Below are 16,757 nucleotides of genomic sequence, written 5' to 3' on the forward strand. Positions count from 1 at the left end.
ACGCAACATCAACGCAACAGGGCCTGCAGCGGCCCGATCAGCAGATCGAGCACCTCGTAGCCCACGCTCATCAGCGGCATCAGCCAGAACTTGCTGACGATGCCCGCGAGCACCAGGCCCATCACGATGAAGAAACCGTAGGGCTCGATGCGAGCGAGGAAATTCTGCGCCGGCCCGTTGGGCAGCAGCCCGGCCAGCACGCGGCCGCCGTCGAGCGGTGGCAGCGGGAAGAGGTTGAAGGCCCACATCACGAGGTTGACCAGCACGCCGCCCTGCGCCATCTTGACGAAGAAGGGCTCCTGCACGCCCACGCCGATGAGCACCGCCCAGACCACGGCCCAGAGGATCGCCTGGATGAAGTTCGAGGCCGGACCGGCCAGGGCCACCCAGACCATGTCGCGCTTGGGATGGCGCAGCCGGCCGAAATTGACCGGCACCGGCTTGGCATAGCCGAACAGGAAGGCGCCCGAGGTCGCGAAGTAGAGCATCAGCGGCATCAGGATGGTCCCGATGGGGTCGATGTGCTTCATCGGATTGAGCGTGACGCGGCCCATGACCGCCGCCGTGTTGTCGCCGAGGTAGCGCGCCACGTAGCCGTGCGCGGCTTCGTGCACGGTGATCGCGAAGATCACGGGCAGCGCATAGATCAGGACCGTCTGTATCAGATTGGAGATATCCACTGCGAGATTGTGTCAGACGGAACAAGAGAAGAACGAGGGTCGCATCACAGGCCCAGCACCGAGAGCGCCCCGCGCCCCTGCCGCACCACCACCGGATCGTCGCCGCTGCCCATGGGCGTGAGGTCGACCACGGTGGTCGGCTGGGAGGGGCAGGCGCCGGCGTCGATCACGCCCGCGATCTGCTTCTCGAAGCGCTCCCGGATGACCTCGGCGTCGTTGAGCGCCTCGGTCTCGCCGGGCGCGATCAGCGTGGTGGCCAGCAGCGGCGCGCCATGCAGCGCCAGCAGCTCGAGCAGCACCTTGTGGTCGGGCACGCGCAGGCCGATGGTCTTGCGCTGCGGATGGCTCACGCGCCGCGGCACTTCCTTGGTGGCCTCGAGCAGGAAGGTGTAGGGGCCGGGCGTGGCGGCCTTCAGCAGGCGGTATTGCTTGTTGTCGACGCGCGCGTAGTTCGCGAGCTCGCTGAGGTCGCGGCAGATCAGGGTCAGGTGGTGCTTGTCGTCGACCTGGCGGATGCGGCGCAGCTGGTCGACCGCGTCCTTGTCGTCGAGGTGGCAGGCCAGCGCGTAGCTGGAGTCGGTGGGCACGGCGACGATCTCGCCGCGCTGCAGCAGCGCCGCGGCCTGCTTGAGCAGCCGCTGCTGGGGGTTCTCGGGGTGGACTTCGAAGTACTGGGCCATGAAAAACGCTCCTGATCAGGATTCCGCCGGTTCGATCGGCACGCGGCGCTCGCGCACGGTAAGCCAGGCACCGGCCGCGCCGCAGACGGCGATCATCGCCATGCCGACCAGCGACACGACATCGGGCACGTGGGAGAACATCAGCCAGCCGCCGAGCATCGCGAACGCGATCTGCGCATAGAGGTAGGGCGTGAGGGTGGAGGCCGGCGCGCGCTGGTAGGCGAGGATCAGCATGAAGTGTCCCACCGTGCCCATCAAGCCCATGAGGCACAGCAGCGCCCACCAGTGCCACGAGGGCAGCGCGGTCCAGGCGAAGGGCACGGCCAGCGAGGCCAGCAGGGTGCCGACCCAGCCGGTGTAGAAGTGCATGGTCAGCGGGTTCTCGGTCTGCGCGAGCTTGCTCGTGAGCACCTGGAACCAGGCGTTGGTCATCACCAGGCCGATCGGCAGCAGGATGGCCCAGCTGAAGGCGCCGCCGCCGGGCCGCAGGATGACCAGCGTGCCCGCGAAGCCACCCGCCACCAGTGTCCAGCGCAGCGGCGAGACATGCTCCTTGAGCGTGGTGGCCGCCAGCAGCGTGATCACCAGCGGCGCGATCAGCACGATCGAGGTGAACTCGGCCAGCGGCATGTAGCGCAGGCTCATGAAGGCGAACAGGCTCGAGCCCAGCAGCAGCGCCCCGCGCAGCGCCTGGTAGCGCGGATGGGCGGTGCGCAGCAGCGCGGTGCCGCGCAGCGGCAGCAGCACGGCGGTGGTGGCCACGGCCTGGAAGGCATAGCGGAACCACACGCCCATCAGGATCGGCACGCTCGCGGTCGAGATCTTGGTGGCGGTGTCGAGCGTGGCGAAGCAGGCCACGGCCAGCACCACGAGGCCGATGCCGGCCAGGATGCGTTCGGATTCACGGCTGGAGGCGGCCTGGGCCGCGGCGCGGGCCTGGGCCAGCGCCTGGGTGGCGGCGCTCTCGGTCGCGGTCCCGGACAGCTGGCTCACGCTTGTATTCGGTGAGCGAGCAGTTCCCATACCGGCGTGAGCGAAGCGTGCAGCGGCGGCAGCTTGCCGAGGTCGCAGTGGCTCTCGTCGGGGCTGTGGAAATCGCTGCCGCGCGAGGCGGCGAAACCGAACTCGAGCGCCTTGTCGGCGTACTCGACGTACTCGGCCGGGGTGTGGCTTCCGGTGACGACCTCGATCGCCTGGCCGCCATGCGCCTTGAACTCGAGGAACAGCGCGTACTCCTCGTTGGCGCTGAACTTGTAGCGGCCCGGGTGCGCGATCACGGCCAGGCCCTTGGCCGAGGTGATCCAGTGCACCGCGTCCTTCAGCGTGGCCCAGCGGTGCGGCACGTAGCCGGGCTTGCCCTCGGTGAGGTACTTGCGGAACACCTCGGGCGTGTCGCGGCAGTGGCCCTGCTCGACCAGGAAGCGCGCGAAGTGAGTGCGCGAGATCAGCTCGGGGTTGCCGACGAACCGCAGCGCGCCTTCGTAGGCGCCCTGGATGCCGACCTTGGCCAGCCCCTCGGACATTTCCTGCGCGCGCTTGCCGCGGCCGCCGCGGGTGTCGTACAGGCCCTGGGTCATGGCGGCGTCGTCGGGGTCGAAGCCCAGGCCGACGATGTGCACGGTCTCGCCCGCGAAGGTGACCGAGATCTCGGTGCCGGTGAGGTAGCGCATGCCGTTCTCGCGCGCGGCGGCGGCGGCGCGGTGCTGGCCGCCGATCTCGTCGTGGTCGGTCAGCGCCCACAGGTCGACGCCATTGCTGGCGGCGCGCACGGCGAGTTCTTCGGGCGTCAGTGTGCCGTCGGACACCACGGAGTGGCAGTGCAGGTCGGCATTGAGAATGGAGGACACCGGTCGATTCTAGGCGCTCCGGCCTGTCGACACGGTCGCATGGGTGCTCGTATTTGCTACTAGATAAATAGCATTAACCGCAGCGGTGGAGCGGCTCAGCGCTTCTTCCTGAAAGCGGCCCAGGCGGCCACCGCGGTGAAGGTGGCGACGATCGCGACCACGATCCAGAAGCCGTGCTTGTGCTCGGCCAGCGGGATGCCGCCGACGTTCATGCCGAACAGGCCGGCCAGGATGTTGATCGGCAGCGCCAGCACCGTGACCACCGTCAGCACGAACAGGCTGCGGTTGTTGTCCTCGTTGACGTTGGCGGCGATCTCTTCCTGCAGCAGCTTGATGCGCTCCTGCAGCGCCTGCATGTCGCGCAGCACCACCGAGAATTCCTCGGTCGCGCCGCGCAGCTCCTGCGTGTCGTCCTCGGCCATCCAGCCCGGCGGGCGCTGCAGCAGCCGGAACAGCGCCGCCGGCTCGGGCGCCAGCAGGCGCTGCAGCCGCACCAGCAGCCGGCGCATCAGGCCCAGGCGGGCGCGCTTGTTGTCGAGTCGGCCGGCCAGCAGTTCGTCCTCGATGCGGTCGACGCGGCCGGTCACGCCGCGCACGATCTTCACCAGCACGTCGGCCTGCGCGCGCAGCAGGTGCTCGAGCAGCTCGGTGCTCGAGCGCGGCGCGTCGCCGGCCTTGACCGCGGTGCGCAGCGCGTCGACCGAGCGCAGCGGCTTGCTGCGCGCGGTCACGACCAGCCGCGCGCCGACCGCGATCCACAGCGTGGAGATGTCCGAGGGCTCGAAGCTGAAATCGAAGTGCACGTCGTTGATGACCGCGATCAGCGCATCGTCGGCGCGCTCGATGCGCGTGGAGGGAAGGCCGTCGTGCAGCGTCTCGTAGAAGGTGTCCGACAGCCGCGCATGGCGCTGCAGCCAGCGCTCGGCCTGGGCATGGCTCAGGTTGAAGTGCAGCCACGCATAGGGGCCCGCGTAGGCGCCCTCGGAAGGCGCGGCGGCCAGTTCCTCGTCGGGCGGCAGGGCGTCGAGCCAGACCGCGGCCTGGTTCGAGTCGATCTCGCGCGAGGCGTCGGGACCCGACGCGCCCGGGTCGAACAGGTAGCCGCAGATCAGCCCGGCTTCGTCGCCGCCATACGAATTGGCGGCCAGGTCATGGAGTGCCGGCAAGGTGCGCGATGCTTCAGAACAGGTGCGTGAAGAACCAGTACAGCCCGCCCGACAGCAGCATCGCCGCCGGCAGGGTCAGCACCCAGGCCAGCGCGAGGTTGCGCAGCGTGGACATCTGCAGCCCCGAGCCGCTCGCGGTCATGGTGCCGGCCACGCCCGAGGACAGCACGTGCGTGGTCGAGACCGGCAGGCCGTACATGTCGGCCGCGCCGATGGTCACCATCGCCACCACCTCGGCCGAGGCGCCCTGGGCATAGCTCAGGTGGGTCTTGCCGATCTTCTCGCCCACGGTCACCACGATGCGCTTCCAGCCGATCATGGTGCCCAGGCCGAGCGCGATCGCCACCGCCACCTTCACCCACAGCGGGATGAAGCGGGTGGCGTCGTCGAGTTCCTGGCGCAGCGCGCCGACGCGAGCCTTGGTGTCGGCGTCGAAGCGCGCGGCACCGCTCTTGTCCAGGTGGCGGATCGCCTCGGAGGTCAGGTACATGTCGTTGCGCACGTTGGCCACCGCGTCGGCCGGCAGGCGGGCCAGCGAGCCGTGCTGCTTGACCTGCTGCGCGATGCTGCCGGTGACCGAGGCCAGCGCGGGCACCACCGTGTCGTTGAACTCGCGGGTGCGCACGTAGGTCGCGAGCGAGTCGCGCGCGGCCGCCGGCTGCAGCGCGGGCAGCGAGGTCGGCAGGCTGCGCTGCATCGCGCCCTGCGCCACCTCGGCCACGGCGACGAACTTCACCGTCTGGTCGGCCGGCATGGCGCGGTTGAGCGCATAGGCCATCGGCACCGTGCCCACCAGGATCAGCATGATCAGGCCCATGCCCTTCTGGCCGTCGTTGGAACCGTGCGCGAACGAGACGCCGGTGCAGGTCAGGATCAGCAGGCCGCGGATCCACCACGGCGGCGGCTCGCTGCCCTTGGGTTCTTCATAGAGCGCGCGGTTCTTGACGAAGGCGCGCAGCGCCAGCAGCAGCAGCGCGGCGCAGCCGAAGCCCACCAGCGGCGACAGCAAGAGCGAATAGCCGACCTTGGTGGCTTGCGCCCAGTCCACGCCGCTGGTGCCGTCGCGGCCGTGCATCAGCGCGTTGGCCACGCCCACGCCGATGATCGAGCCGATCAGCGTGTGCGAGGAGGAGGCCGGCAGCCCCAGCCACCAGGTGCCGAGGTTCCAGATGATGGCGGCGATCAGCAGCGCGAACACCATCGCGAAGCCCGCGCCCGAGCCCACCTGCAGGATCAGCTCCACCGGCAGCAGCGCGATGATGCCGAAGGCCACCGCGCCGCTGGAGACCAGCACGCCCAGGAAATTGAAGAAGCCCGACCACACGACCGCGAAGTTCGGCGGCAGCGAGTGGGTGTAGATCACGGTCGCCACCGCGTTGGCGGTGTCGTGGAAGCCGTTGACGAACTCGAAGCCCAGCGCGATCAGCAGCGCCACGCCCAGCAGGATGTAGGGCACCCAGGTGGTCATGGGCGCGCCGGAGTCCGACACGTCGCTCACCAGGCTCCAGGCCGTGTAGAGCAGGCCGACGGCGAGCAGGCCGACGAAGGTGATCAGGGCGACCGGACCGGGCCGGGCGTCGAGCTTCGGGCGGTGGGCTGCGGACCCTGCCGGCGCGGCCGGCATGTCCGTATTCGGGGCGGCGAGCGTGTTCATGGGAGCGTTCTGGAGTGTTGTAGTGGGGAGAAATGGTGTTCGCGCCGTGTGACAACGGCGTGTCGGCCTACGGGAATCGGCCGCAAAACCGTCACGCCGGCGTCATCTGGTCCATGCAGCATGGTTTTCCCCGATCCCGCCACTCTTGCCCTTTCACCATGCCGACGAGCGCCCTTCCCGACCACGAAGAACTGATGCAGCGCATCGCCCGAGACCTCATCGACAGCTACGACGAGGAGCTCGAGCTGGAGATCGAGGACCGCAACATCGACGGCCTCGACGGCGAGCCTGCCAGCACCAACAGCGCCTCCGACAAGGCGGCCCGCCAGGCCTATTTCAAGGAACTGTTCCGCCTGCAGGGCGAACTGGTGAAGCTGCAGGACTGGGTCCAGCACAGCAAGCAGAAGGTCGTGATCCTGTTCGAGGGCCGCGACGCGGCCGGCAAGGGCGGTGTCATCAAGCGCATCACCCAGCGCCTGAACCCGCGCGTGGCCCGCGTGGCCGCGCTGCCGGCGCCGAACGACCGCGAACGCACCCAGTGGTACTTCCAGCGCTACGCGGCCCACCTGCCGGCGGCCGGCGAAATGGTGCTGTTCGACCGCAGCTGGTACAACCGCGCCGGCGTCGAGCGCGTGATGGGCTTCTGCTCGGACGACGAGTACGAGGAGTTCTTCCGCACCGTGCCCGAGTTCGAGAAGATGCTCGTGCGCTCGGGCATCAAGCTCATCAAGTACTGGTTCTCCATCACCGACGACGAGCAGCACATGCGCTTCCTCGGCCGCATCCACGATCCGCTCAAGCAGTGGAAGCTCAGCCCGATGGACCTCGAGAGCCGCCGTCGCTGGGAGGAATACACCAAGGCCAAGGAAACGATGCTGGAACGCACCCACATCCCCGAGGCGCCGTGGTGGGTGGTGCAGGCGGTCGACAAGAAGAAGGCGCGCCTGAACTGCATCAGCCACCTGCTGGGCCAGCTGCCCTACGAGATGGTGCCCCATGCGCCGGTGGAGCTGCCGGCCCGCGTGCGCCATGCCGACTACCTGCGCCAGCCGGTACCTGCCAGCATGATCGTCCCCGAGGTCTACTGACTTCGCCGGGGCAGCGGGCGATCGCTGTCCCGTCGCGGCGCCATGCGTCACACTGCGCCATGGCCCGCCGTTCCACCGCTTCCGTCTTCGCCCGCGCCTACGAGCGCAACCTGAAGGCGCTCACGAAGCTCACGCTGCGCAACAGCAAGCGCGTGGCGGGCCAGGTGCAGCGCGCGACGGCCAAGCGGCTCAAGCCGCCGCCCGGCAAGGGCGACTGGCTCGGCGGCATGGCGATCGGTCCCGGCGGCGCGCGGCGCTATCACCTGTTCCGTCCCGCCGACCTGCATCTGCAGCCCGGCGAGAAGCTGCCGCTCATGGTCATGCTGCACGGCTGCGGCCAGACCGGGCGCGACTTCGCGGCCAGCACGCGCATGAACGCGCTGGCGGCGCGCCAGCGCTTCCTGGTGCTCTACCCCGAGCAGGACCGGCTCGCGCATCCCCAGGGCTGCTGGAACTGGTATGAGCGCCGCTCCGGCAAGGCCGATGCCGAGGCCGCGACGCTGATGGCCGCGGTCGACCAGGCCTGCATGCTCTACCCGGTGGACCGCGAGCGCGTCGCGCTGGCCGGTCTCTCGGCCGGCGCCAGCATGGCGGCGCTGCTGGCCACGCGCTATCCGCAGCGCTTTCGCGCGGTGGTCATGCATTCGGGCGTGGCGCCCGGTGCGGCCAAGTCGTCGGCCACCGCGCTCGGCGCGATGCGCGGCCAGAACGTGCCGCCGATGCCCGTCACCGCCGTCGGCAAGGCGATGGGCGCCGCGGCCGTCCTCGCGACCCTGCCGCCGATGCTCGTGCTGCACGGCGATGCCGATGCCGTGGTCGTGCCCAGCAATGCCGTCAACAGCGCCGCCGTGTGGGCCACGGCCATGGGCGCGCGGCCTGGCGTGGCGCGCGACGTGCAGCGCGGCAAGCGCCGCCCGATGCGCGTGACCGACTTCAAGCGCAAGGGCCGCACGGTGGTCTCGCTGTGCGAGATCGCGGGGCTGGGGCATGCGTGGAGCGGCGGCGCGTCGAAGCTGATGTTCAGCGATGCGGCCGGGCCCGATGCCACGCGGATGGCCTGGGCCTTTGCCATGACGCAGTTCAGGCACGCGGCCAAGCAGGCCTGAGGCGCTCTTTCACGCCGTGGCGTTCTCGCGCGCCGCGGCGCGCCATGCACCGGGCGCCATGCCCTTCTCGCGCTTGAAGGCCTTGCTGAAGGCGGCTTCCGATTCGTAGCCCACCGCGCCGGCGATGGTGCCCAGCGCGGCGTTGCCCTGGCCCAGCATGTTGCCGGCCTTGAACATGCGCCACTGCGTGAGGTATTCCAGCGGCGCCTGCCCCACGCGCTCGCGAAAGCGCTGCGCGAAGGCCGAGCGCGACAGGCTCGCGGCCGAGGCCAGCGATTCCACCGTCCAGGCGCGTGCCATGTCCTTGTGCATCGCGCGCAGCGCGGGACCGATGCGCGCATCGGCCAGCGCGGCCAGCCAGCCGGTCTGCGCATCGCCCGCGGCCGCGACATGCGCGCGCACCGCCTGCACGAACACGATGTCGGCCAGCCGGCTCACGAGCAGGCCGGAGCCCAGGCCGGGCTCGCCGGTCTCCATGGCCAGCAGTTGCAGCGTGCCCTGCAGCGCGAGGGCGCGCGCCTGTTCCATCTTCACGTGCAGCAGCACCGGCAGCAGGTCGAGCAGCGGACGCGCGGCGCGCTGGTCGAAGTGGAACCAGCCGCAGATCACCGAGGCCGCGGTGCCCGTGCCGCCCAGCTCGACGACGCCGCCGATGCGGTCGCGCACGACCGAGGCGCAGCTCACGGTGGGCGTGGTCGGATGGTCGCGCAGCACATAGGGCGTGCCGTGGGCGAGCACGTAGCAATCGCCCGCGGCGAGCGCGACGGGGTGGTCCGCCCCCTCGACCTCGAGCAGGCAACCGCCGCGCACCACGAGGCCGAAACGCGCGCTCTCGCCGCCGGCCAGGCGCACGCCCCAGGGTGCACCGGCCTCGAGCCGGGCATACAGGGCGCTGCGCACGCGCATGGCCGCGAAAACGTCGTCGAGGGGGTCCATGAAGGCTCCGGTGGCGGTGGACGAATGGACAAGATTGTCGGCTTTACAGGCATTCACTGTCCATCGAGTGCGGCAGAAACTGCCGCTTCACTCTCACCGCACAGGAGCACACGCCATGCATGCCAAGACCCGCTTCACCGAACTGGCCGACCGCTACGTCGCCCTCTGGAACCTGACCGACGCCGACGCCCGCCGCGACGCCATTGCCGCACTGTGGGTGCCCCAGGGCGAGCACTACGTGCGCACGCTGCAGGCCAAGGGTTACGAGGCGCTGGCGCGGCGCGTCACCGGCTCGCACGAGAAGAACGTGCGCGATGGCGGCTTCCGCTTCATCGCCACCGGCGATGCGCAAGGGCTGCACGACACCGTGATGTTCCATTGGCAGATGGTCCCCGCCGCGGGCGGTCCCGTGGCGGCGCTCGGGCTCGAGTTCCTGCGGCTGGCCGAGGACGGCCGCATCGCCGTCGACTACCAGTTCATCCTGCCGACCCCCGGCGTCTGATCGCTTGACCTCCGGGGTCATTGCCGCAGCGCGCCCTCCCTCCAAGACTCGAGCCCACCATGACGCAGTCCAACATCGCCGTTCCGGCGGCATCGCTTTCCTCCACGGCCGGCCAGAGCGCGGACGCGGCCAGGCCCGGCCGGCTAGCCCTGTGGGTCATGCTCAGCGGCACCTTCCTGGTGGTGCTGGACTTCTTCATCGTCAATGTCGCGCTGCCCTCGATGCAGCGCCAACTGCTCGCGAGCACCGCCACCTTGCAGCTGGTGGTGGCGGGCTACGGTCTCGCCACCGCCGCGGGCCTGATCACCGGCGGCCGGCTCGGCGACCTCTTCGGGCGCCGCCGCATGTTCATGGCGGGTCTGCTGCTGTTCACGCTGGCCTCGGCGGCCTGCGGCCTGGCGCCCAATGCCGAGCTGCTGGTGGCGGCCCGCGTGCTGCAGGGCCTGGCCGGTGCGCTGCTGCAGCCGCAGGTGCTCGCGATGATCGGGCTGGTCCATACCGGCGAGGACCGTGCCCGCGCCTTCGCCGCCTACGGCCTCACGCTCGGCCTCGGCGCCACGCTGGGCCAGCTAGTGGGCGGGCTGCTGATCCAGGCCGACCTCTGGGGCCTCGGCTGGCGCAGCTGCTTCCTCATCAACCTGCCGATCGGCCTGCTCGCGCTGCTGCTGGCGCCACGCGTCATTCCGCCGCTGGCCAATGGGGGCCACCAGAGCCGGCTCGATCCCGCCGGCATGCTGCTGGTGGCCGCGGCGTCGGTGGCGGTGGTGCTGCCGCTGGTCGAGGGCCGGCAGCAGGGCTGGCCGCTGTGGAGCTGGCTGTGCCTCGCGGCCGCGCTGCCGCTCGCGCTGCTGTTCGCCTTCCAGCAGCGCCGGCTCGCCGCGCGCGGCGGTGCGCCGCTGGTGGCGCCGGTGCTCATGGCCGATGCGCGCTTCGTCAACGGCCTGCTGACCACGCTGGCCTTCTATGTCGGCAATGCCTCGCTGTACTTCGTGCTCGCGCTGTACCTGCAGCAGGGCCTCGCGCTCGGCGCGCTGCGCTCGGGCCTGGTCTTCACCGCGCTGGCGCTCGGCTTCTTCGCCACCTCGATGGGCGGCGCCCGCATCGCGCGCCGCTTCGGCGGCAAGCCGCCGATCGCGCTCGGCGCGCTGCTGCTCGCGGCCGGCCATGCGCTGCAGTACCTCAACGTCGCGGCCTTTGCGGGCCATGCCCACCTGCTCGCGTGGATGGTGCCGCTGCTGCTGGTGCAGGGCGCGGGTCTGGGCCTGGTGATGGCGCCCCTGGTCTCGAGCGTGCTCGCCGGCCTGCCGCCACAGCATGCGGGCGTGGCCTCGGGCGTGCTGTCGATGGTGCAGCAGGCGGGCAATGCGCTGGGCGTGGCGCTGATCGGGATCCTGTTCTACGGGCGGCTCGGCGAGCGGGGCGATGCGGCGGCCTACGCGGCGGGGCTCGGGGTGGCGCTGGTCTATCTGATGGGGTCGGCGTTGCTGGTGGCGGTGTTGCATCGGCGGGGCGCGCGGCGGCCTTCGACGAGCCGCTGACGAACCTGCCCAATTTGGGCACGAGCCTGCCCAAATTGGGTCAATGGAGGGCTCTCGGGGCGCATGTCACACTGACCGCCCCTCCAGAAAAGCCACCATGGATTCCGACCTCCAGACCCTCACCCAGGCCCTGCGCGACTTCGCCCGCGAGCGCCACTGGGAACCCTTTCACTCCCCCAAGAACCTCGCTGCGGCGCTCTCGGTCGAGGCCGCCGAGCTGCTCGAGCATTTCCAGTGGCTCACCGAGGGGCAGAGCCGCGAGCTGCCGGCCGACAAGCGCGCCGAGGTCGGCGCCGAGATCGCCGACGTGCTGCTCTACGTGCTGCAGCTGGCTGACCAGCTCGGCATCGATCCCGTCGAGGCCGCGCGCAGCAAGATGGTCGCGAACGCGCGCAAGTACCCGGCGCCGTAGCCCCGCGCGCCGTTGACGCGCCTGAGTACCTCCGTGTACGCCACCCGGCGTATTTCTCCTTCCTGGTGCATTCCGCAGACTCCCTCCCATCGCTCGGCACCGCGCCGGCGAACAGGTTCAACCCACCGGAGCAGGAGTCCACATGCAACGTCGTTTCACTCTCAAGGCGCTCACCGCCGCCGTCGCGCTGGCCAGCATCTCCGCTGTGCCGGCATTCGCCGCCGACACCATCAAGGTCGGCGTGCTGCACTCGCTGTCGGGCACGATGGCCATCTCTGAAACCGTGTTGAAGGACACGGTGCTGATGGCGATCGACGACATCAACGCCAAGGGCGGCGTGCTCGGCAAGAAGCTCGAGCCCGTGGTGGTCGACCCGGCCTCGAACTGGCCGCTGTTCGCCGAGAAGACCAAGCAGCTGCTCGGCCAGGACAAGGTCTCGGTGATCTTCGGCTGCTGGACCTCGGTGTCGCGCAAGTCGGTGCTGCCGGTGGTCGAGGAAATGAACGGCCTCTTGTTCTACCCGGTGCAGTACGAGGGTGAAGAGCTCTCGAAGAACGTGTTCTACACGGGTGCCGCGCCCAACCAGCAGGCGATTCCGGCCGTCGACTACCTGATGAGCAAGGAAGGCGGCGCCGCCAAGCGCTGGGTGCTGCTGGGCACCGACTACGTCTACCCGCGCACCACCAACAAGATCCTGCGCGCCTACCTCAAGAGCAAGGGCGTGAAGGACACCGACATCGACGAGAAGTACACCCCCTTCGGCCACAGCGACTACCAGACCATCGTCGCCGACATCAAGAAGTTCTCGGCCGGCGGCAAGACGGCCGTGGTGTCGACCATCAACGGCGACTCCAACGTGCCCTTCTACAAGGAACTCGGCAACGCCGGCCTGAAGGCCAAGGACGTGCCGGTGGTGGCCTTCTCGGTCGGCGAGGAAGAACTGCGCGGCGTGGACACCAAGCCGCTGGTCGGCCACCTGGCCGCGTGGAACTACTTCATGTCGATCAAGAACCCGACCAACACGGCCTTCATCAAGCAGTGGAGCGACTACGCCAAGGCCAAGAACATCGCCGGCCACAAGGACAAGCCGCTGACCAACGACCCGATGGAAGCCACCTGGATCGGCATCCACATGTGGAAGCAGGCGGTCGAGAAGGCCAAGTCGACCGACACCGACAAGGTGATCGCCGCCATGGCCGGCCAGACCTTCACCGCGCCCTCGGGCATCGTCTCGAAGATGGACGAGAAGAACCACCACCTGCACAAGAGCGTGTTCATCGGCGAGATCAAGGCCGACGGCCAGTTCAACGTGGTGTGGAAGACGCCGGGCCCGGTCAAGGCCAAGCCGTGGAGCCCGTACATCGAAGGCAACGACAAGAAGCCCGACTACCCGGCCGGCAAGTCGATGTAACTGCGTTCCTCCCTCCCCCGCCCGGGGGAGGGCCTTTCCTACTTCCGCTTCAAGATGCTTCGACGAACCCTCCACTGCGCATTCGCCGCCATGCTGTTCATGGCAACGGCCGCCCAGGCGCTGACCGCCGACGAAGCCCGGGCCATCGCCGCCGGCGATTCCGAAGCCCGCATCGCTGCGCTCAACAAGGCCGTCACCAGCGCCGACGAGAAGACCGCCGCCTTCATCCAGGCGATGTCGGACGACGCGGTCAAGTACACCGAAGACAAGGTCTTCGTGATGAAGGACGACAAAGGCTACGACCCCGTGACCGGTGCCGAGCTCAAGGTGCCCGACACGGCCGAGGACGTGGTCAACAACAACCTGATGCGCGGCGCGCTCGATGCCGCGCAGGCCGCGCTCAAGCTCGGCAGCAAGGACGACGCGGTGCGCGCCGAGGCCGCGCAGGCGCTGTTCAAGGAGCCCGACGAATCGCGGCTGCCGCTGGTCGAGAAGGCGCTGGCCGCCGAGACCAACCCGAAGATCAAGGCGCGGCTCGAACTGGTGCGCGCCGCCAGCATGCTCGGCAGCGCCGACAAGGCCAAGCGCCTCGTGGCCGCGCGCGAGCTCGGCGAGAGCCGCAGCCCCGACACCAAGCTGCTGCTCAACCAGCGCCTGGCCGACGAGACCGAGGCCGACGTGAAGGCCGCGATCGTGGCCTCCATCGCCAGCATCGACGGCTCGCTGGTCTGGGGCGACCGCCTCAATGCCGTGTTCAGCGGCGTCAGCCTGGGCTCGGTGCTGCTGCTGGCCGCGCTGGGCCTGGCCATCACCTACGGCCTGATGGGCGTCATCAACATGGCGCACGGCGAGCTGATGATGATCGGTGCCTACGCCACCTACGTGATGCAGGGCATCTTCCAGAAGTACCTGCCCGAGGCCGCCTTCGGCTGGTACCTGGTGGCCGCCATTCCGGTCTCGTTCCTGGCCTCGGCGCTGGTGGGCGCGGTGCTCGAGCGCGGCGTGATCCGCTTCCTCTACGGCCGCCCGCTCGAGACCCTGCTGGCCACCTGGGGCATCAGCCTGATGCTGCAGCAGCTGGTGCGCTCGCTGTTCGGCGCGCAGAACGTGGGCGTGGAGAACCCGGCCTGGATGAGCGGCGGCCTGTCGCTGCTGTCGAACGTCACGCTGCCGTGGAACCGCCTGTGCATCATCGTCTTCGCGGTGCTGGTGCTGCTGGCCATGGGCTGGCTGATCGGTCGCACGCGGCTGGGCCTGTTCGTGCGCGGCGTGACGCAGAACCGCCCGATCGCCTCCTGCATGGGCGTGAACACCGCGCGCATCGACACCTACGCCTTCGCGCTCGGCTCGGGCATCGCCGGCCTCGCGGGCTGCGCGCTGAGCCAGATCGGCAACGTCGGCCCCGACCTGGGCCAGAGCTACATCGTCGACAGCTTCATGGTGGTCGTGATGGGCGGCGTCGGCCAGCTCGCGGGCACCGTCTACGCGGCGCTGGGACTGGGCATCCTCAACAAGTTCATCGAAGGCTGGGCGGGCGCGGTGCTCGCGAAGATCGCGGTGCTTGTCTTCATCATCATCTTCATCCAGAAGCGGCCGCAGGGCATCTTCGCGATGAAGGGCCGGAGCGCAGAGGCATGAGCAAGGTCGTACTTCCAACCAAGGGGCCGCTGCTGAGCGGCAAGGGCTGGACGGCCTTCTTCGTCGCGCTGATCGTGGTGTGCGCGGTGGCGCCCGTGCTCAACATGTGGGTGCCGGTCGACAGCCCGCTGCACATGAGCGACTACGCGGTGGCGCTGGTCGGCAAGATCATGTGCTACGCGATCTGCGCGCTGGCCATGGATCTGATCTGGGGCTACACCGGCATCCTCTCGCTGGGCCACGGCCTGTTCTTCGCGCTCGGCGGCTACATGATGGGCATGTACCTCATGCGCCAGATCGGCCGCGACGGCAACTACAAGAGCGACCTGCCCGACTTCATGGTGTTCCTCGACTGGAAGACGCTGCCCTGGCACTGGACCTTCAGCGACAGCTTCATTGCCACCTTGGTGCTGATCGTCGCGGTGCCGGGCCTGATCGCCTTCGTGTTCGGCTTCTTCGCCTTCCGCTCGCGCATCAAGGGCGTGTACTTCTCGATCATCACGCAGGCCCTGACCTTCGCGGCCATGCTGCTGTTCTTCCGCAACGAGACCGGCTTCGGCGGCAACAACGGCTTCACCGACTTCAAGCGCATCCTCGGCATCCCGATCGCCACGCAGGAGATGCGCATGACCATCTTCGCGCTCACCGGCGTGACCCTGCTGGCCTTCTTCCTGTTCGCCAAGTGGCTGATCGCGAGCAAGTTCGGCCGCGTGCTGCAGGCCATCCGCGACGCCGAGTCACGCGTGATGTTCTCGGGCTACAACCCGCTGCCCTACAAGCTCAGCATCTGGGTCATCTCGGCCGTGATGTGCGGCGTGGCGGGCGCGCTCTACGTGCCGCAGGTCGGCATCATCAACCCGAGCGAGATGAGCGCGGCCAACTCGATCGAGATCGCGATCTGGGCCGCGGTGGGCGGGCGCGCTACCTTGATCGGGCCGATCATCGGCGCCTTCATCGTCAACGGCGCGAAGAGCTGGCTCACGGTGGCCTATCCCGAGTACTGGCTGTACTTCCTCGGCGCGCTGTTCATCGCGGTCACGCTGTTCCTGCCGAACGGCATCGTGGGGCTGGTGCGCCAGTGGCTGTCGCGCGAGAAGGCGGCGCCCGTTGCGGCATCGCCGGCGCGCGCCGAGGCCCAGCGTTCGCTGGCGACCGAACAGGGCATGGAGCCCGAGGCGATCGCCGCGCCGCTGCATGCGGAACCGAAGGGAGCCCGCGCATGACGCCCGACCTGATGGAAGCCGGCGCCGAGCGCGCCTCGCGCGCCAAGGGCCAGCCGCACGACACCGGCGCCACCGAATCGGGCGGCCGCACGGCGGGCTTCAGCCGCATCGCGACGCCCGGCGAGGTCGACGTGACCCACGGCCGCATCCTCTACCTGGAAGACGTGAGCGTGAGCTTCGACGGCTTCAAGGCGATCAACAAGCTGTCGCTCGACATCGCGCCGGGCGAGCTGCGCTGCATCATCGGGCCCAACGGCGCGGGCAAGACCACGATGATGGACATCATCACCGGCAAGACCCGGCCCGACGAGGGCACGGTGTTCTTCGGCAGCACCATCGACCTGCTGCGCCACAAGGAGGCCGAGATCGCGCAGCTGGGCATCGGCCGCAAGTTCCAGAAGCCGACCGTGTTCGAGCATCTCACGGTGTTCGAGAACCTCGAGCTCGCGCTCAAGACCGACAAGGGCGTGCGCGCCTCGATGCTGTTCAGGCTCGACTCGGCGCAAAGCGACCGGCTGGCCGAGGTGCTCGAGACCATCCACCTCGCGGCCAGCGTGTCGCGCATGGCGGGCAACCTGAGCCATGGCCAGAAGCAGTGGCTCGAGATCGGCATGCTGCTGATGCAGGACCCGAAGCTGCTGCTGCTCGACGAGCCCGTGGCCGGCATGACCGACGAGGAGACGGCGCGCACGGCCGAGCTGTTCCTCACGCTCAAGGGCAAGCATTCGCTGATGGTGGTGGAGCACGACATGAGCTTCATCCGCACCATCTCCGAGATCGTGACCGTGCTGTGCGACGGCTCGGTGCTCGCGCAGGGCTCGCTCGACGAGGTGCAGGCCGACGAGCGCGTGATCGAGGTCTACCTGGGCCGCTGAG

Annotated in this window: 16 protein-coding genes; 9 read left to right on the plus strand and 7 right to left on the minus strand. The window is 69.0% G+C overall.

Translation table 11 applies throughout. The annotated features are described in order from the left end of the window. Positions 1-8: 8 nt before the first annotated feature. From AC07RM_RS26520 to AC07RM_RS26545, 6 genes are all read right to left on the minus strand, one after another. A complete protein-coding gene (locus AC07RM_RS26520; RefSeq protein ID WP_093340752.1) occupies positions 9-680 on the minus strand; it encodes a site-2 protease family protein in 672 nt (223 codons plus the stop codon). Between the two features lie 44 nt (positions 681-724). Next, complete coding sequence (locus AC07RM_RS26525) at positions 725-1,360, minus strand: L-threonylcarbamoyladenylate synthase (protein ID WP_296787153.1); 636 nt, start codon at positions 1,358-1,360, stop codon at positions 725-727. Positions 1,361-1,375: 15 nt separating this feature from the next. Beyond that, positions 1,376-2,353: a DMT family transporter gene (locus tag AC07RM_RS26530; RefSeq protein ID WP_398499679.1), complete on the minus strand. Its 978-nt coding sequence runs from the start codon at positions 2,351-2,353 to the stop codon at positions 1,376-1,378. Beyond that, entirely contained in the window at positions 2,350-3,207 is an 858-nt protein-coding gene (locus AC07RM_RS26535) for a 3',5'-nucleoside bisphosphate phosphatase (protein WP_093340746.1), read from the minus strand. The genes AC07RM_RS26530 and AC07RM_RS26535 overlap by 4 nt, the downstream gene beginning before the upstream one ends. 95 nt (positions 3,208-3,302) lie before the next feature. After that, positions 3,303-4,373 carry a transporter gene (locus tag AC07RM_RS26540; protein ID WP_495336470.1) on the minus strand — a complete coding sequence of 357 codons (1,071 nt, stop codon included), beginning with the start codon at positions 4,371-4,373 and terminating at the stop codon, positions 3,303-3,305. 13 nt (positions 4,374-4,386) lie between these two features. After that, the gene (locus AC07RM_RS26545) at positions 4,387-6,027 is read right to left on the minus strand and encodes an inorganic phosphate transporter (RefSeq protein WP_093340742.1); all 1,641 of its coding nucleotides are present in this window, start codon (positions 6,025-6,027) and stop codon (positions 4,387-4,389) included. A 158-nt stretch (positions 6,028-6,185) separates the two neighbouring features. Here AC07RM_RS26545 and ppk2 point away from each other — a divergent pair, with 158 nt between their 5' ends. Both ppk2 and AC07RM_RS26555 read left to right on the plus strand, forming a co-directional pair. Beyond that, positions 6,186-7,115: a polyphosphate kinase 2 gene (gene ppk2 / locus AC07RM_RS26550; protein WP_093340740.1), complete on the plus strand. Its 930-nt coding sequence runs from the start codon at positions 6,186-6,188 to the stop codon at positions 7,113-7,115. A 59-nt stretch (positions 7,116-7,174) separates the two neighbouring features. Beyond that, positions 7,175-8,221 carry an extracellular catalytic domain type 1 short-chain-length polyhydroxyalkanoate depolymerase gene (locus AC07RM_RS26555; protein WP_495336471.1) on the plus strand — a complete coding sequence of 349 codons (1,047 nt, stop codon included), beginning with the start codon at positions 7,175-7,177 and terminating at the stop codon, positions 8,219-8,221. 9 nt (positions 8,222-8,230) lie between these two features. Here the strand turns inward: AC07RM_RS26555 and AC07RM_RS26560 are convergent, their stop codons facing one another. Continuing rightward, positions 8,231-9,157 carry an AraC family transcriptional regulator gene (locus AC07RM_RS26560; RefSeq protein WP_489041754.1) on the minus strand — a complete coding sequence of 309 codons (927 nt, stop codon included), beginning with the start codon at positions 9,155-9,157 and terminating at the stop codon, positions 8,231-8,233. Positions 9,158-9,272: 115 nt separating this feature from the next. Between AC07RM_RS26560 and AC07RM_RS26565 the strand changes: the two genes are divergently transcribed. The 7 genes from AC07RM_RS26565 to urtD all read left to right on the plus strand — a co-directional run bounded on the left by AC07RM_RS26565 (position 9,273) and on the right by urtD (position 16,756). Continuing rightward, positions 9,273-9,659 (plus strand): nuclear transport factor 2 family protein, encoded by a 387-nt coding sequence (locus AC07RM_RS26565; protein WP_495336472.1) that lies wholly within the window; start codon positions 9,273-9,275, stop codon positions 9,657-9,659. Between the two features lie 59 nt (positions 9,660-9,718). Next, complete coding sequence (locus AC07RM_RS26570; RefSeq protein WP_495336473.1) at positions 9,719-11,197, plus strand: MFS transporter; 1,479 nt, start codon at positions 9,719-9,721, stop codon at positions 11,195-11,197. Between the two features lie 97 nt (positions 11,198-11,294). After that, positions 11,295-11,609, plus strand: coding sequence for a nucleotide pyrophosphohydrolase (locus AC07RM_RS26575; RefSeq protein ID WP_495336474.1), 315 nt, complete (start codon positions 11,295-11,297; stop codon positions 11,607-11,609). A gap of 142 nt (positions 11,610-11,751) precedes the next feature. Then, positions 11,752-13,020: an urea ABC transporter substrate-binding protein gene (gene urtA / locus AC07RM_RS26580; RefSeq protein WP_057594412.1), complete on the plus strand. Its 1,269-nt coding sequence runs from the start codon at positions 11,752-11,754 to the stop codon at positions 13,018-13,020. Positions 13,021-13,110: 90 nt separating this feature from the next. Then, positions 13,111-14,658 (plus strand): urea ABC transporter permease subunit UrtB, encoded by a 1,548-nt coding sequence (gene urtB / locus AC07RM_RS26585; protein WP_495336475.1) that lies wholly within the window; start codon positions 13,111-13,113, stop codon positions 14,656-14,658. After that, the gene (gene urtC / locus AC07RM_RS26590; RefSeq protein WP_495336476.1) at positions 14,655-15,881 is read left to right on the plus strand and encodes an urea ABC transporter permease subunit UrtC; all 1,227 of its coding nucleotides are present in this window, start codon (positions 14,655-14,657) and stop codon (positions 15,879-15,881) included. Before urtB ends, urtC begins: the two co-directional genes overlap by 4 nt. Beyond that, positions 15,878-16,756 carry an urea ABC transporter ATP-binding protein UrtD gene (urtD, locus tag AC07RM_RS26595; RefSeq protein ID WP_296787128.1) on the plus strand — a complete coding sequence of 293 codons (879 nt, stop codon included), beginning with the start codon at positions 15,878-15,880 and terminating at the stop codon, positions 16,754-16,756. The genes urtC and urtD overlap by 4 nt, the downstream gene beginning before the upstream one ends. Position 16,757: the final 1 nt, after the last annotated feature.

This window comes from Variovorax sp. GW821-FHT09B05 (assembly GCF_059418265.1).

Excerpts from the sequence above, each read along its gene's own strand:
- AC07RM_RS26525 (WP_296787153.1), bottom strand. The coding sequence starts at position 1,360 with ATGGCCCAGTACTTCGAAGTCCACCCCGAGAACCCCCAGCAGCGGCTG.
- AC07RM_RS26545 (WP_093340742.1), bottom strand. The coding sequence starts at position 6,027 with ATGAACACGCTCGCCGCCCCGAATACGGACATGCCGGCCGCGCCGGCA.
- ppk2 (WP_093340740.1), top strand. The coding sequence starts at position 6,186 with ATGCCGACGAGCGCCCTTCCCGACCACGAAGAACTGATGCAGCGCATC.
- AC07RM_RS26555 (WP_495336471.1), top strand. The coding sequence starts at position 7,175 with ATGGCCCGCCGTTCCACCGCTTCCGTCTTCGCCCGCGCCTACGAGCGC.
- AC07RM_RS26560 (WP_489041754.1), bottom strand. The coding sequence starts at position 9,157 with ATGGACCCCCTCGACGACGTTTTCGCGGCCATGCGCGTGCGCAGCGCC.
- AC07RM_RS26565 (WP_495336472.1), top strand. The coding sequence starts at position 9,273 with ATGCATGCCAAGACCCGCTTCACCGAACTGGCCGACCGCTACGTCGCC.
- AC07RM_RS26570 (WP_495336473.1), top strand. The coding sequence starts at position 9,719 with ATGACGCAGTCCAACATCGCCGTTCCGGCGGCATCGCTTTCCTCCACG.
- AC07RM_RS26575 (WP_495336474.1), top strand. The coding sequence starts at position 11,295 with ATGGATTCCGACCTCCAGACCCTCACCCAGGCCCTGCGCGACTTCGCC.
- urtA (WP_057594412.1), top strand. The coding sequence starts at position 11,752 with ATGCAACGTCGTTTCACTCTCAAGGCGCTCACCGCCGCCGTCGCGCTG.
- urtB (WP_495336475.1), top strand. The coding sequence starts at position 13,111 with ATGCTGTTCATGGCAACGGCCGCCCAGGCGCTGACCGCCGACGAAGCC.
- urtC (WP_495336476.1), top strand. The coding sequence starts at position 14,655 with ATGAGCAAGGTCGTACTTCCAACCAAGGGGCCGCTGCTGAGCGGCAAG.
- urtD (WP_296787128.1), top strand. The coding sequence starts at position 15,878 with ATGACGCCCGACCTGATGGAAGCCGGCGCCGAGCGCGCCTCGCGCGCC.